The sequence below is a fragment of the Comamonas sp. UBA7528 genome (genome assembly GCF_002479375.1).
In the GTDB taxonomy this organism is placed as follows: Bacteria; Pseudomonadota; Gammaproteobacteria; order Burkholderiales; family Burkholderiaceae_C; genus Comamonas.
This window is the reverse complement of record NZ_DLMU01000014.1, coordinates 567,419-580,947: the sequence shown is the minus strand read 5'-3', so window position 1 is coordinate 580,947 and position 13,529 is coordinate 567,419. Positions and strand designations below refer to the sequence as shown.

Genomic DNA, 13,529 nt, shown 5'->3' with positions numbered 1-13,529 from the left:
CCCCCCGCCGCATCAGCGCCTTCCAGGGGAATCCGCAGGCCCCCTGCGCGCAGCGGAGACAGGGCGAAATGCGCCGGCTGCGGCCGGGCGGCTTGCATGCGCCAAGGATGCGGCTATAATGCTCGACTTTGCTGGCAACCCCGTCCGCCATACTAGTTCATAGAGACGGGGACAACCGCTGTACATGGCTCTTAGGCCCGATCTTCCCGAGAACCCGCTGGCAGCACAGATATATCTGGAAATTGAATGACTACCATCCGCGTCAAAGAAAACGAACCCTATGAAGTTGCTCTGCGCCGCTTCAAGCGCACCATCGAAAAGCTGGGCCTGCTGACCGACCTGCGCGCTCGTGAATTCTACGAAAAGCCCACCGCTGAACGTAAGCGCAAGAAGGCTGCTGCCGTCAAGCGCCACTACAAGCGCGTGCGCAGCATGCAGCTGCCCAAGAAGCTGTACTAATCAGCCTCTAGGATTCGTCGGCCCTTAAAAGCCGCAACCCGCGCTAGGGACGCCAAGCGCGGGTTTTTTGTTTTCTGGCCACTGCGAACACAGATTGCGGCGCAGTGACCTCCCCGCAGATGGAGCGCCACGCCGAGGCTAGGCACTGCAACGCCGTTACCGGTGTCGCGCCCCATCCGCCCGCACCCAGGAGAGAGCGATGAGCTTGAAGGCCCAGATTACCGAAGATATGAAAACCGCCATGCGTGCCAAGGACAGCGCACGCCTGGGCACCATCCGCCTGCTGCAGGCCGCGATGAAGCAAAAGGAAGTGGACGAGCGCGTGGAGCTGGATGATGCTGCCGTCATCGCCATCGTCGACAAGCTGATCAAGCAGCGCAAGGACTCCATCGCCGCTTTCGAAAGCGCCAACCGCCAGGATCTGGCCGACGTGGAAAAGGCCGAAGTGGAAGTGCTGAAGGTCTACCTGCCCGAGCGCATGGGCGAGGCCGAAATCACCGCTGCCGTGGCCGCGATCGTGGCCGAAGTCGGTGCTACCGGCCCCGGCGACATGGGCAAGGTCATGGGCGCCGTGAAGTCCCAGCTGGCCGGCAAGGCCGATATGGGTCTGGTGTCGGCCGCAGTGAAGGCTGCGCTGAGCAAGTAAGCGCCGGGCTCGTGGAGAGCCATGGAGAAAAGCGCCTGCGGGCGCTTTTTTCATGCCTGCAGCTGAGCGGCACATCCGCTGCGGCCTTCACGCGGCAGGCCCATGCAGGCCCGCCTCCTCCCCCAGGTAGCGCTGCAGGAATTCCACCGCCACACGCACCTTCGCCGAACGGCTCAGGCGGCTGGGATAGACCGCCCAGACATTGGCCTCCTGGGTCCAGCCGGCAAGCACCGGCACCAGGCGGCCGTCGTCCAGCATGGGCTGCACATCCCAGATGGAGCGCAGGATGATGCCGTGGCCGTCCACGGCCCACTGCACCGCCATCTCCCCGTTGTTGGTGGACAGCGGGCCGGTCACCTTCAGCGTGCGCTCCTCCGCACCGGCGCGCAGCTTCCACACGCCAAACGGGTGGTCGCGCTCCTTGATGACCAGGCAATCGTGGGCCGGCAGCTCATCGATGGAGCGCAGCGCCCCGCGCCGCTGCAGATAGGCAGGCGCTGCGCAGAGCACGCGGTGGTTGGCCGCCAGCCGCCTGGCCAGCAGGTGGGGGGCAATCTCGTCGCCCACCCGCACATCCAGGTCGAAGCCTTCGGCCGCCACATCGACAATGCGGTCAAAGACTTCCAGCCGCACCTGCAGGCCGGGGTGCTGCGCGATCAGCTTGGAGCAGGCTGGCGCAATCACATTGCGACCGAAGCCAAAGCTGCTGCTCACGCGCAGCAGACCGCGCACTTCGGCGCGGGTGGTGCTCACATCCTGCACCAGGTGGTCGATGTCATCCAGGATGCGCTGCGCCCATTGAAAGACGCGCTCGCCCTCTTCCGTCACCGCCACGCGGCGGGTGGTGCGGTGCAGCAACCTGACGGCCAGCTCTTCTTCCAGCAGGCGGATGCGCTTGCTCACATAGGCCGGTGAGGCCCCCAGCTCCTGCGCCGCCGCGACAAAGCTGGCCCGGCGCACCACGACCAGGAACACACGCAGGTCTTCAGGCAGCAGGTTTTTAAACACGATATGTAAACAATCAAAGCACAAACAAAGGATTGCCTTCATTACATCATGGGTCAGAATCAGGCCCACGCACTTTGATGGAAAGCACGACCATGAGCATCCCCCCCAAGAAAATTGCCGTCATCGCCGGTGACGGCATCGGCAAGGAAGTCATGCCCGAAGGCCTGCGCGCGCTGGAAGCCGCGGCCCGGAAATTCCAGCTGCCGCTGGAGTTCCACCACTTCGACTGGGCACACTGCGATTACTACGCGGCCCACGGCACGATGATGCCGGACGACTGGAAGGCCCAGCTCAGCGGCATGGACGCCATCTTCTTCGGCGCCGTGGGCTGGCCGGCCACCGTGCCTGACCATGTCTCCCTGTGGGGCTCGCTGCTCAAGTTCCGCCGCGAGTTCGACCAGTACATCAATCTGCGCCCGGTGCGCCTGTTCGAAGGCGTGCCCTGCCCGCTGGCCGGCCGCAAGCCCGGCGATATCGACTACTACGTGGTGCGCGAGAACACCGAGGGCGAATACACCGCACTGGGCGGCATCATGTTCGAAGGCACGGACCGAGAGATCTGCATCCAGGAATCGGTCTACAGCAAGCACGGCGCCCAGCGCCTGCTGAAATACGCTTTCGATCTGGCGCAGAGCCGCAGCAAAAAGCATGTGACCCTGGCCACCAAGAGCAACGGCATTGCCATCAGCATGCCGTGGTGGGACAAGCAGGCCGACGCCATGCACCAGGCCTACCCCGAAGTCACGCTGGACAAGCAGCACATCGACATCCTGACCGCGCGCTTTGTGCTGCAGCCGGGCCGCTTCGATGTGGTGGCGGCCACCAATCTGTTCGGCGACATCCTCTCCGACCTGGGCCCTGCCACCACCGGCACCATCGGCCTGGCCCCGTCGGCCAACCTGAACCCCGAGCGCACGTTCCCGTCGCTGTTCGAGCCCGTGCACGGTTCGGCCCCCGACATCTACGGCCAGAACATCGCCAACCCGATCGCAATGGTCTGGTCCGGCGCACTGATGCTGGATTTCCTGGGCCACAGCGAGGGCAACTGGCGCGCCGCCCACGATGCCATCGTGGCGGCCATCGAAACCGTCATCAAGGCCGGCCCCAAGACACCCGACCTGGGCGGCAGCGCCAACACCACGCAGGTGGGCGAGGCCATTGCAGCGCAGATTGCCCAGGGCTGATGCGCTGACCAAGGGGCGGCGGCGGTCAGCGCGGCCGTCCATCGGCATCGCCGGTCCCGCCTTTGGAACGGTTTTCCCGGACTTTCAGACCGGAACCTTTGCGTTCCGGCTGCTCCGGCTCTAGAAAGCAGGTGGCCGCGTGCACAGCGACGGCTTCCTGCTTTTTCCTTTTCTGGAGCCGGTATGGACACAGACCAGCTGTTGCACTCCTTTCTGGAGGCGTCGCCCTGCACCCCTGCGCTGGGGGACAGCACGGCCCGCAAGATCTTCTTTGCGGCCCTGGGCCAGCTCAGCGGCGGGGCCATCCGCATCGCACCGCGCGACCCGGCTGCGCTGCACACCCTGGAGCAACTGCAGACGCACTACGCAGACCGGCTGCTGTTGCATGAGGTCTACAGCTTTGGCCTGGCCGCAGACCGGTTCAAGGAAGAATCCAAGCGCCACTGGCGCACCACCGGGCACCTGCTCACCTTGGACGGCACTCCCATCCTCGCAGTGCACTGCCACGAGGATGGGGAAGCCGCCGTGCAGGTGCTGCACCAGCCGGCGGTGGCGACGCTGTGCAAGGTGGTCACCGACAGCCTGCATGCCATGCTCACCCGCCACATTGCGCAGCAGAACCCCAGCTTCAATGCGTCGGCCTTTTTCAGCGACTACCGCCGCGTGATGCCCCATGGCGGTGGGTTCTTTCAGCTGCACGCTCCGCACGAGCTGGACGACTTCAGCTCCGTCACCGACCGCTACCGCATGTACCTGCTGGGCAAGGAAGGCATGCCCACGCGCCTGAGCCGCTTTCTCGGCTGGAGTGCGGACCGCGGCACCCAGGCCCGGTTCGCCAGCGAGGCCGGCGAGGTGGAAGTGAATGCCCGCGATGTGCTGTTCTATGTGGGCGTGCAGGAGGACCGCCCCCGCCTGCTCAAGCTGGCCGAGCGGGCCGCACGCCCCACCTCCTGGGCGCTGCGCCAGCGCATCCACTACGTTCCCTTCGACGCCTCGCCCTACAGCGTGGTGCTGGAGCAGGCCTTTCATGGCCACCTGCGCCTGGAGGCCGTGTGGGCGTACTTTGTGAAAAAGGCCGACGCCGTGGCCTTCTGTGCGCATTTCCAGGGGCCGCAGATGGGGCCGCTGGATGCGGTGGAGCCCGCCACGCTGGCCGCGCTGGGCGTCACCCGGCTGGAAGGAGCGGCACTGGGCAAGCTGGACGGGCAGGCCCTGGCACCCGCCCCCCAGCCCCTGGTCTGGGGCAAAGCCTAGTCCCGCCCGCACCGGACTGCGGAGCGGCGAGCGCACCCGCATTCCCCTCCCGGCGCCCGCAGCCCTTTCCGAAAGGCTGCACACCACCATGACGGCCCTGCGTCGCTCTTACTTGCGCGCGTCGTCGTCGTGGCGCGGCGGGGCAATGTGCTCGATATTGCCCAGCACCAGGGCCCGGCCGGCAAACAGGCCTCCGGCAGTTTCCAGCGCAAAGCGTTCGGCATCGCGGCTGCGCACCTGCTCCAGCAGCAGGTCGGCCTCGCCATCGTCCACGCCCAGCACCTTCAGCGTCTGGCGGGCCATCACCATGGCGGATTCAAAGGTCTCGCGCACCACATGGTCAGCATCCTGGCGCACCAGCTCCAGCGCATGTTCCCGGTCGAAGGCCCGCACCACCAGCTGCACATGCGGACATTCGCGCCGCACGTTCTCCACAATGCGGGTGGCTGCGGCCTTGTCGTCCACGCAGACGACGATGGCCTGGGCGTGCTTGGCCCCTGCCGCATGCAGGATGTCCGGCCGTGCACCGTCGCCGTAATAGACCTTGAAGCCATACAGCGCCGCCGCGCGGATGGTGTCCGGGTCGTTGTCGATGATGGACAGCTGCACCCCCTTGGCCAGCGGGCCCTGGCTGGCAATCTGCCCCACGCGGCCAAAGCCGATGATCAGCACATTGCCCTGCAGGTCCTGCGGCGCTTCCACGCCGTCCAGCGACAGCGCATCGGCCCGCACCCAGCGCTTGTACAGCACCACCACCAGAGGCGTGAGGGCCATCGACAGCACCACGATGGCTGTCATATTGGCGTTCACCTCGGCGTCCATGACGCGCAGCTTCAGCGCTTCGGTGAACAGCACGAACGCGAATTCGCCACCCTGCGCCATCAGGATGGCGCGGTCCATAGCCTCGGCATGCGGGCTTTTGGCGAAGCGCGCCACCATATAGATGCACAGCGCCTTGCCCACCATCAGTGCCAGCACCCCGGCCACGATCAGCGGCCAGTTGCGGCCCACCACATCCAGGTTCAGGGCCATGCCCACCCCCAGGAAGAACAGGCCCAGCAGCAGGCCGCGGAAGGGCTCGATATCGGCCTCAAGCTGGTGGCGGAAGCTCGATTCCGACAGCAGCACGCCGGCCACAAAGGCCCCCAGCGCCATCGACAGACCGCCCCACTCCATCAGCAGCGCCGCCCCCAGCACCACCAGCAGCGCGGCGGCGGTCATCACCTCGCGCGCCTTGGCCCGGGCCAGCACCTGGAACATGGGGTTCAGCAGCCAGCGGCCGGCCGCCACCAGCGCGCCCAGCGACAGCACGGCAATGCCGATGCGCTGCCACAGCGGCGCGGCCGATGCATTGGCGGCCGCCGCGTCGGCCGGCGCCAGAAAAGCCACCACCGCCAGCAGCGGCACGATCAGCAGATCTTCAAACAACAGAATGGACACGATGCGCTGGCCCTGGGGCGCATGCAGGTCACCCCGTTCGGCCAGCACCTGCATCACGATGGCGGTGGACGTCAGCACAAAGCCCGCGCCGCTGATGAAAGCCACCTGCCATGGGAAGCCAAACGACACCCCCACCCCGGTCAGCAGCAGGGCCGACAGCACCACCTGCATGCTGCCCAGGCCGAAGATCTGCCCGCGCAGGCCCCACAGATGGGAGGGTTTCATCTCCAGCCCGATGACGAAAAGGAACATCACCACCCCGAGCTCGGCCACATGGATGATGGTCTGCGCATCGGTCAGCAGGCCCATGCCGAATGGGCCGATCACCAGACCGGCCGCCAGATAGCCCAGCACGGCGCCCAGCCCCAGGCGCTTGAACAGCGGCACACCGACGACGGCGGCCCCCAGCAAAGTCACGATTCCCACCAGTTGGCTGGTATTGCCGTCTGCGGCCATTGGCAGTTCCTTGTACGTGCATTCCGAATGCCACGGCAAGCGCGGCGGGGTCAGCGATGCTAACGCACATCCCATGCCATTTCGGCCGCTTCCGCGGGATGGCCATGCGGCAGAAATGCCCCGGCTGAGGCCCCTCCACCGGCGGCCTCAGAGCCCGGGCGGCAGCGGCTCAGAGCTGCGCCACGGGCGCCAATGCCGGCGCTTCCGCCTGGCGCCGGATCAGCCACTGCTCCAGGTCCTGGGGCGACAGCGGGCGGGAAAACAGAAAGCCCTGGGCCACCGGGTAGCCCTGCTCGCGCAGCATCACGTTCTGGGTGGCGGTTTCCACCCCCTCGGCCACCACGGTCAGGTGCAGGCTTTTGCCGATGCCCAGGATGGCACTGCTCAGCGCGCGGGCAGCTTCATCGTGCTCCAGGTCCGCCACAAAGCTGCGATCGAGCTTCAGCTCGCTGACCGGCAGGCGGCGCAGATAGCTGAGGCTGGAATAGCCCGTGCCGAAGTCGTCCATGGACAGGCGCACGCCGTGCGCATGCACTTCGTCGATGGTTTTCATGGTGCTGGGGTTGGTGTCCAGCAGAATGCTTTCGGTCAGCTCCAGCGTCAGATCCTGGGGGGCCAGCGCATTGCGGTCCAGCGTGTCGGCAATCATGCGCGGCAGGTCCAGGTTGTGGAAGCTCGACGGCGAGAGATTGACCGACACCGCCGGCACCGCCAGCCCCTGGGTGCGCCACTGCCCCAGTTGGTGGCAGGCCTCGCCCAAAGCCCAGCGGCCCAGATCCGCGATCAGACCGCACTCCTCCGCCAGCGGAATGAAACGGGCCGGCGACACCTCGCCCAGCTCCGCATGGGTCCAGCGGGCCAGGGCTTCCACGCCGTAGAGCTGGCCGCTGGCCATATCAATCTGCGGCTGGTAGTGCAGGCGCAGCCCGCCTTCCTGCAGCGCCTTGCGCAGTGCGGTCTCCAATGCCAGCCGCTCCTGGGCCAGGCGGTTCATCTCGCTGCTGAAGAAGCTGAAGCGGCCGCGGCCCTGGCTCTTGGCCTGGTACATGGCCATGTCGGCGCGGTGTACCAGCGTTTCCATATCGCGTCCGTCGGCCGGGAACATGGCGATGCCGATGCTGGCGGACACGGCCAGCGAGGTCTCGGCAATGGTCAGCGGTGCGGCCAGCAGCTCCTGCAGCCGCTCGATGGTGTTGGCGACATGCTCGGCGTCACACTGCGGCAGCACCGCCACAAACTCGTCACCCGACAGGCGCCCGGCAATGTCGGAGCCGCGCAGCACCTGCTGCACGCGGCTGGCGACATTGCGCAGCAGCTCATCGCCGGCCGGGTGGCCCAGGGAGTCATTGACCTGCTTGAAGCGGTCCAGATCGATGAACAGCACGGCCAGCTGTTCGTCGTTGCGTGCGGCCGAGGCAATGGCCTGGTCGGCCTTGGCCTGCAGCAGGCTGCGGTTGGGCAGGCCCGTCAAGCCATCATAGAACGCCAGCTGGCGGATGCGTGCGCGGGCATGTTCGCGCTCGAGCGCCAGCGCGCACAGGTGCGAGCAGGCATCCACCAGCTGCTGGTGAAAGGCCGACGAGGCATCTGTGCGGGGTTCACGGTAGTAGAAGGCAAAGGTGCCGATGGGATGGCCCTGGCTGTTGCGGATCGGGGTGGACCAGCAGGCGTGGTAGCCCAGCGGCAGGATTAGGTGCTTGTAGTTGCTCCACAGCGGATCCTGCGCGATGTCGTCCACCAGCACCGGCGCATTGCGCCATGCTGCCGTGCCGCAGGAGCCCACCTGGGGACCGATGGCCACGCCGTCGAGCTGCTGCGAATACGACGCTGGCAGGCTCAGGCCCGCCAGCGGGTGCATCAGGCCCTGCGCATCCACTTCCAGAATGGACGCCGTCACTTCCGGGGCGATGCGCTCCACCTCCTGGCAGACCATCTCCAGCACCTCGGCCAGCGGCCGCTCGCGGGCCATGGCTTCGAGCACCCGGTGCTGCAGCGCTTCGTGCATCTTGGAGCGGGTGATGTCGGTAAGCATGGACACCGTGTAGCGCCATTGCCCGTCGGCATCCAGAATCGGGTTGCTGATGACCTTGGCCCAGTAGCGCTGGCCGTTCTTGCCCACCACGATCTCTTCCCGGCCCACCGGCCGGCCGGCACGCAGCTCGGTGCGGTAGATGTTGATGAACTCTTCCGACATCTGGGGCGCCAGCAAGGCAATCGGTGTGCGCCCGGCCACTTCGTCGGTGGTCCAGCCGAACATGCGGGTAAAGCCGCCGTTGACGTGGAGGATGCAGGAAGCACCATCGCTGATGACGACCGCCGTGTCAGAAGCATCCGCCACCAGAGACAGGCGGCGCAGGTGCTCCTGCTGCGCCTGCTCCCGGGCATGGCGCGCCGAGATGTCGGTGGCGATCTTCAGAATCTGCAGCACCCGGCCCTGCGCATCCAGCACCGGCGAATAGGTGGCTTCCAGCCAGCAGCTGCTGCCGTCGCTGCGCAGACGCTCCACGATGCCCGAATAGGCATGGCCGGCGCACAGGCTGGACCAGATGGTCTCGTACTTGTCGCTGCCCAGCAGGGCGGGCGTGCAGAAGCTGCGGTGTGGGCGCCCCTGGGCCTGTGCCGCCGAGAGCCCCATCAGTTTCAGGTAATTCGCATTGGCATGGCACAAGGTGCCATCGACCTCGAATGCGGCTATGGCCATCACCCGGTCCACGGCCTGCAACTGTGCCAGTTGCAGCGCCTGCGACAGTGCGCCGTGCGCAGCTCCCTCTTGCATGCTGATTCCTTTTGCTTCATCCGACGGATCGGTGGCGAGGCAACGGTCGGCAGCCCTCCTCTGCGTGGACCGGTGACTTTTTATATTGATCGCAATAATAATAAGGACGAACGCGATATTTACAAACTATATATCTGGTGTATTTCACGCACCGGCGCCGCCCTGGTGCTGCCTGCAGACGCCCGGCACGGCGCCCGCCACATGGACAGGCCGCAGCCGCTTGTCCATCTGTCAAAAGTAACCGCCCACCACAGCAGGAGCCACCAAGCCTCCCTCCTTGCCAGGAGGGCTGTACCCCATGGCCCCAAGCCACAGGGTTATCAGTTGCGTGTCAGCTTCCTGGCCCTGCGGCCGCCCTCGCCGCGACCGCAGGCCGGAGGCGGCCTGTGCCGCCCGGCGCGTTCAGCGCCGCAGCCATTTCCCGCCGAACTGGTTGACCACCATGCCCAGCAGCACCCCTGCGGTCCCCAGCCACTGCAAGGCCGTGGGGAACTCCCCCAGCAGCAGCATGGCCGACAGCAGGCCGATCACCGGCACCAGCAGGGACAGCGGCGCCACGGTGCTGGCGGCGTAGCGCTGCAGCAGGCGCGTCCACAGGCCATAGCCCAGCAGCGTGGAAAGGAAGGCCAGGTAGGCGATCACCCCCAGCTCCCGCACACCGATGGCCTGCAGCTGCTGCACGACTTGCTCCGTACCATCCAGCCACAGCGACAGCAGCAGCAGCGGAACAATGGGGAACAGGCTGGTCCAGACGATGAAGGACACCGGCTCATACGGCCCCTGCTTGGCGGCCATGCGCGTGAGCAGATTGGAGCTAGCCCACATGGCCGCAGCCCCCACGGTGAAGAGAAAACCCAGCAGCGTCATCTGGCTGGCTCCGTCGCCATGGGCCGCGCCAATCAGCACCAGGCCGGCAATGGCCACCGTCAGGCCGATCCATTGCCAGCGCTGCGGCTTTTCGCCCAGCAGCGCAGCGGCCATCAGCATGGTGATGAAGGCCTGGGTCTGCAGCACCACCGATGCCATGCCGGCCGGCATGCCCAGCTTCATGCCGGTGAACAGCAGGCCGAACTGGCCCACCCCTTGCACCAGGCCGTAGGCGGCCAGCAGCCCCCAGGACAGATTGCGCGGCGGGCGCACGAACAGCAGAAACGGCAGCGATGCCGCGACAAAGCGCAGCGCGCACAGCAGCAAGGGCGAGAGCGTGGCCAGGCCCCACTTCATCACCACAAAGTTCAGCCCCCAGACCACGATGACGATGAGAGCGCTGAGCCAGTCGGCGCGGGACATGCCCGCGGTGGCAGAAGGGGAGGCAGAAGTCATGAAGCTTTGTTGTTATGCGTGAATGGAAAGCAGCCGTTCAGTATCGCCCGACTGCGCCCGCCGTGCAGGCCAGATGGCATGCAGCAAATTGGATGCCACGGTGCCGCGTGCCCATGGCGGGCCTGCCGGGCAGTGCCCTCTCCGTGCCCGCAGGACATGTGCCAGCCACGATGAAAAAAGCAGCCCGCAGGCTGCTTTCACGGAGACGGCCACCTGCAGCGCTCAGCTGCCGGCCACCTTCATGCGGTTGATCAGGATGGAACCCACGGTCTTGGCACCGTAGTTGTAGGCATCGGCCCCCACGGCTTCGATGCCCTGGTACATGTCCTTCAGGTTGCCGGCGATGGTGATCTCCTCCACCGGGAAGGCGATCTGGCCGTTTTCCACCCAGAAGCCGCTGGCGCCGCGCGAATAGTCGCCGGTCACGTAGTTCACCCCCTGGCCCATCAGCTCGATCACGAACAGGCCGGTGCCCAGCTTCTTCAGCATGGCGTCCAGATCGTCGCCCGCGCGGGTCAGACGCGACGTCAGGCTCAGGTTGTGCGAGCCGCCCGCGTTGCCCGTGGTCTTCATGCCCAGCTTGCGTGCCGAGTAGCTGGACAGGAAATAGCCTTCCACCCGGCCGGCATCCACCACCTTGCGTGCCTGCACCTTCACGCCCTCGTCGTCATAGGGCGAGCTGCCCTTGCCGCGCAGGATGAAGGGGTCTTCCGCAATGTCAATGTGCTTGGGAAACACCTTCTTGCCCAGGGAATCCAGCAAGAAACTGCTCTTGCGATAGAGCGTGCCGCCGCTGATGGCCTGCACAAAACCGCCCAGCAGGCCTGACGCCAGCGTGGACTCGAACAGCACCGGGCATTCGGTGGTGGGAATCTTGCGGCTGCCCAGGCGGCTCAGGGCGCGCTGGGCGGCGTAGCGGCCCACGGCCTCGGGCGATGCCAGTTCCTTGGCGTCGCGCATGGAGCTGTACCAGTAATCGCGCTGCATTTCAGCGTTCTTGCCGGGCATCGAGGCAATCGGCGCCACCGACAGGCTGTGGCGCGAGCTGGCATAACCGCCACTGAAGCCCCGGGTGTGGGCGCTGAAGAAATGGCTTTGCTGGGCCGAAACGCTGGCGCCTTCGCTGTTGGTGATGCGCTTGTGCGTGCCCAGGGCGGCCGCTTCGCATTCCAGGGCGATGCGTGCGGCCTCTTCGCTGCTCACGTCCCAGGGGAAGAACAGGTCCAGATCGCGGTGGGTGCCGGGCAGGGCGATGTCTTCGGCATCGGGCAGACCGGCTGTCGGGTCTTCGGCCGTGAAACGGGCGATGTCATAGGCGGCCTGCACCGTGCGCTTGACGGCTTCTTCCGAGAAGTCGGAGGTGCTGGCGTTGCCACGGCGCTGGCCCACATAGACCGTCACGCCCAGCGACTTGTCGCGGTTGCGCTCCACCGTCTCCAGCTCGCCCTTGCGCACGCTCACGCTCAGGCCGCAGCCCTCGGAGGCATCGGCGCCAGCATCGGTGGCACCCAGCTTTTTGGCATGTGCCAGCGCCTGGTCGACCAGGCCCTCAAAAAAGTCGCGGCGGTAGCTGAATCCGGAATCGGCCTGCACGCTGCTGGTGCTTGTGGAGCTGGGACGGGGTTTTTTCATAGCGGCAGCTATGATACTTGCCACTGCGGCGCTCCCTGCGCCGCCAAGACAATTGCCCCCTCACCATGTCACGCAAACCCACCAAGGGCTACTTCGTACGAGGCAAGTTCGTCGCCGAAGGCAGCGAACTCGACCTTGAACTGAAGGCCGAACTCAAAGGCACTTGGGATTCCACCAAGACCGACCTCAAGCGCGAAAGCGATGCCCTCCAGGACCTGGGCAAGGAGCTGCTCACGCTGCGCCGCGGCCTGCTGGAGCGCCTGCAACTGCCCGACAAGCTGGTCGAAGCGCTGGCCGAAGCGCTGCGCATCACCAACTTCGAAGGCAAGCGCCGCCAGATGCAGTTCATCGGCAAGCAGATGCGCAAGCTCGACGAGCAGCAGATCGCCGCCATCAAGGATGCGCTCAATGAACAGCGCAACGGCGCCAGCATCGGCAAACAGCAGACGCAGATTGCCGAGCACTGGCGCGACCGCCTGATCGAAAGCGACGACCACCTGGGCGTGTGGATGGACCAGTTCCCGGCCACCGACACCCAGCAGATCCGCGCGCTGATGCGCCAGGCCCGCAAGGACGAAGCCGCCGCCAAGGCCAAGGCCGCCGAGGCCGAAGCCAAGGGCCAGACGCCCCCGCCCGCCACCAAGGGCCGGGCCTACCGCGAACTGTTCCAGCTGGTGCGCTTCCACATCACCGGTGGCGAAGCCGCCGAAGGAGCTGATACCGAGGACGACGCCGATGAATGAGGAGGTGCGCCAGGCGCTTGCCGCCGATCCGGTGAAGATCGGCATTGTCTCCATCAGCGACCGCGCCAGCAGCGGGGTCTATGAGGACAAAGGCCTGCCTGCGCTGCAGGACTGGCTGGGCCGTGCGCTGCACAACCCCATCACCTTCGCCGCGCGCCTGATCCCCGACGAGCAGGCCACCATCAGCCAGACGCTGGTGGAGCTGGTGGATGCCGGCTGCAGCCTGGTGCTGACCACCGGCGGCACCGGCCCGGCGCTGCGCGATGTAACGCCCGAAGCCACGCTGGCCGTGGCCGACAGGGAGATGCCCGGCTTTGGCGAGCAGATGCGCCAGATCAGCCTGGCCTTTGTGCCCACGGCCATTCTCTCGCGCCAGGTGGCGGTGGTCCGCGGCAACTGCCTGATCATCAACCTGCCCGGCCAGCCCAAGGCGATCGCCGAGACGCTGGAAGGCCTGAAGGACGCCGAGGGCGTGCAGAAGGTGCATGGCATCTTTGCCGCCGTGCCCTATTGCATCGACCTGATTGGCGGCCCCTACCTGGAGACCCAGGACAAGGTCTGCAAGGCTTTCCGCCCCAAGAACGCCGTGCGCGTGCGCGCCGCCTGAC

At 66.1% G+C, this 13,529-nt stretch carries 11 protein-coding genes; 6 read left to right on the top strand and 5 right to left on the bottom strand.

Annotation, left to right across the window (positions count from 1 at the left end; translation table 11 throughout):
- The first annotated feature begins 246 nt into the window (after positions 1–246).
- The gene (gene rpsU, locus B3349_RS18245; RefSeq protein WP_003052999.1) at positions 247–459 is read left to right on the top strand and encodes a 30S ribosomal protein S21; all 213 of its coding nucleotides are present in this window, start codon (positions 247–249) and stop codon (positions 457–459) included.
- Positions 460–658: 199 nt separating this feature from the next.
- Positions 659–1,105 carry a GatB/YqeY domain-containing protein gene (locus B3349_RS18240; protein WP_291590831.1) on the top strand — a complete coding sequence of 149 codons (447 nt, stop codon included), beginning with the start codon at positions 659–661 and terminating at the stop codon, positions 1,103–1,105.
- An 87-nt stretch (positions 1,106–1,192) separates the two neighbouring features.
- Here the strand turns inward: B3349_RS18240 and B3349_RS18235 are convergent, their stop codons facing one another.
- Positions 1,193–2,113: a LysR substrate-binding domain-containing protein gene (locus B3349_RS18235; protein ID WP_291590829.1), complete on the bottom strand. Its 921-nt coding sequence runs from the start codon at positions 2,111–2,113 to the stop codon at positions 1,193–1,195.
- Positions 2,114–2,205: 92 nt separating this feature from the next.
- On the opposite strand from B3349_RS18235, the gene B3349_RS18230 reads away from it, so the two are divergent.
- The gene (locus B3349_RS18230) at positions 2,206–3,297 is read left to right on the top strand and encodes a tartrate dehydrogenase (RefSeq protein ID WP_291590827.1); all 1,092 of its coding nucleotides are present in this window, start codon (positions 2,206–2,208) and stop codon (positions 3,295–3,297) included.
- A 183-nt stretch (positions 3,298–3,480) separates the two neighbouring features.
- Positions 3,481–4,551, top strand: a complete 1,071-nt coding sequence (locus B3349_RS18225) for a hypothetical protein (protein WP_291590825.1) — start codon at positions 3,481–3,483, stop codon at positions 4,549–4,551.
- 108 nt (positions 4,552–4,659) lie between these two features.
- On the opposite strand, the gene B3349_RS18220 is transcribed toward B3349_RS18225, so the two are convergent.
- The 4 genes from B3349_RS18220 to pmbA form a co-directional block, all read right to left on the bottom strand.
- Positions 4,660–6,447: a monovalent cation:proton antiporter-2 (CPA2) family protein gene (locus tag B3349_RS18220; RefSeq protein ID WP_291590821.1), complete on the bottom strand. Its 1,788-nt coding sequence runs from the start codon at positions 6,445–6,447 to the stop codon at positions 4,660–4,662.
- 169 nt (positions 6,448–6,616) lie between these two features.
- Positions 6,617–9,223 (bottom strand): sensor domain-containing protein, encoded by a 2,607-nt coding sequence (locus tag B3349_RS18215; RefSeq protein ID WP_291590820.1) that lies wholly within the window; start codon positions 9,221–9,223, stop codon positions 6,617–6,619.
- Positions 9,224–9,625: 402 nt separating this feature from the next.
- Positions 9,626–10,513, bottom strand: a complete 888-nt coding sequence (locus B3349_RS18210) for an EamA family transporter (RefSeq protein WP_414646937.1) — start codon at positions 10,511–10,513, stop codon at positions 9,626–9,628.
- Between the two features lie 255 nt (positions 10,514–10,768).
- Positions 10,769–12,178, bottom strand: a complete 1,410-nt coding sequence (gene pmbA / locus B3349_RS18205) for a metalloprotease PmbA (protein WP_291590816.1) — start codon at positions 12,176–12,178, stop codon at positions 10,769–10,771.
- A gap of 65 nt (positions 12,179–12,243) precedes the next feature.
- Between pmbA and yjgA the strand changes: the two genes are divergently transcribed.
- Together yjgA and mog are read left to right on the top strand one after the other, a co-directional pair.
- Positions 12,244–12,921: a ribosome biogenesis factor YjgA gene (gene yjgA, locus B3349_RS18200; RefSeq protein WP_291590815.1), complete on the top strand. Its 678-nt coding sequence runs from the start codon at positions 12,244–12,246 to the stop codon at positions 12,919–12,921.
- Complete coding sequence (gene mog / locus B3349_RS18195; protein ID WP_291590813.1) at positions 12,914–13,528, top strand: molybdopterin adenylyltransferase; 615 nt, start codon at positions 12,914–12,916, stop codon at positions 13,526–13,528. The genes yjgA and mog overlap by 8 nt, the downstream gene beginning before the upstream one ends.
- The last annotated feature ends 1 nt before the right edge of the window (position 13,529 follow it).

What these genes read in the sequence shown, in the direction of transcription:
- rpsU (WP_003052999.1), top strand. Translation starts at nt 247, where the DNA reads ATGACTACCATCCGCGTCAAAGAAAACGAACCCTATGAAGTTGCTCTG.
- B3349_RS18240 (WP_291590831.1), top strand. Translation starts at nt 659, where the DNA reads ATGAGCTTGAAGGCCCAGATTACCGAAGATATGAAAACCGCCATGCGT.
- B3349_RS18230 (WP_291590827.1), top strand. Translation starts at nt 2,206, where the DNA reads ATGAGCATCCCCCCCAAGAAAATTGCCGTCATCGCCGGTGACGGCATC.
- B3349_RS18225 (WP_291590825.1), top strand. Translation starts at nt 3,481, where the DNA reads ATGGACACAGACCAGCTGTTGCACTCCTTTCTGGAGGCGTCGCCCTGC.
- B3349_RS18220 (WP_291590821.1), bottom strand. Translation starts at nt 6,447, where the DNA reads ATGGCCGCAGACGGCAATACCAGCCAACTGGTGGGAATCGTGACTTTG.
- B3349_RS18215 (WP_291590820.1), bottom strand. Translation starts at nt 9,223, where the DNA reads ATGCAAGAGGGAGCTGCGCACGGCGCACTGTCGCAGGCGCTGCAACTG.
- B3349_RS18210 (WP_414646937.1), bottom strand. Translation starts at nt 10,513, where the DNA reads ATGTCCCGCGCCGACTGGCTCAGCGCTCTCATCGTCATCGTGGTCTGG.
- pmbA (WP_291590816.1), bottom strand. Translation starts at nt 12,178, where the DNA reads ATGAAAAAACCCCGTCCCAGCTCCACAAGCACCAGCAGCGTGCAGGCC.
- yjgA (WP_291590815.1), top strand. Translation starts at nt 12,244, where the DNA reads ATGTCACGCAAACCCACCAAGGGCTACTTCGTACGAGGCAAGTTCGTC.
- mog (WP_291590813.1), top strand. Translation starts at nt 12,914, where the DNA reads ATGAATGAGGAGGTGCGCCAGGCGCTTGCCGCCGATCCGGTGAAGATC.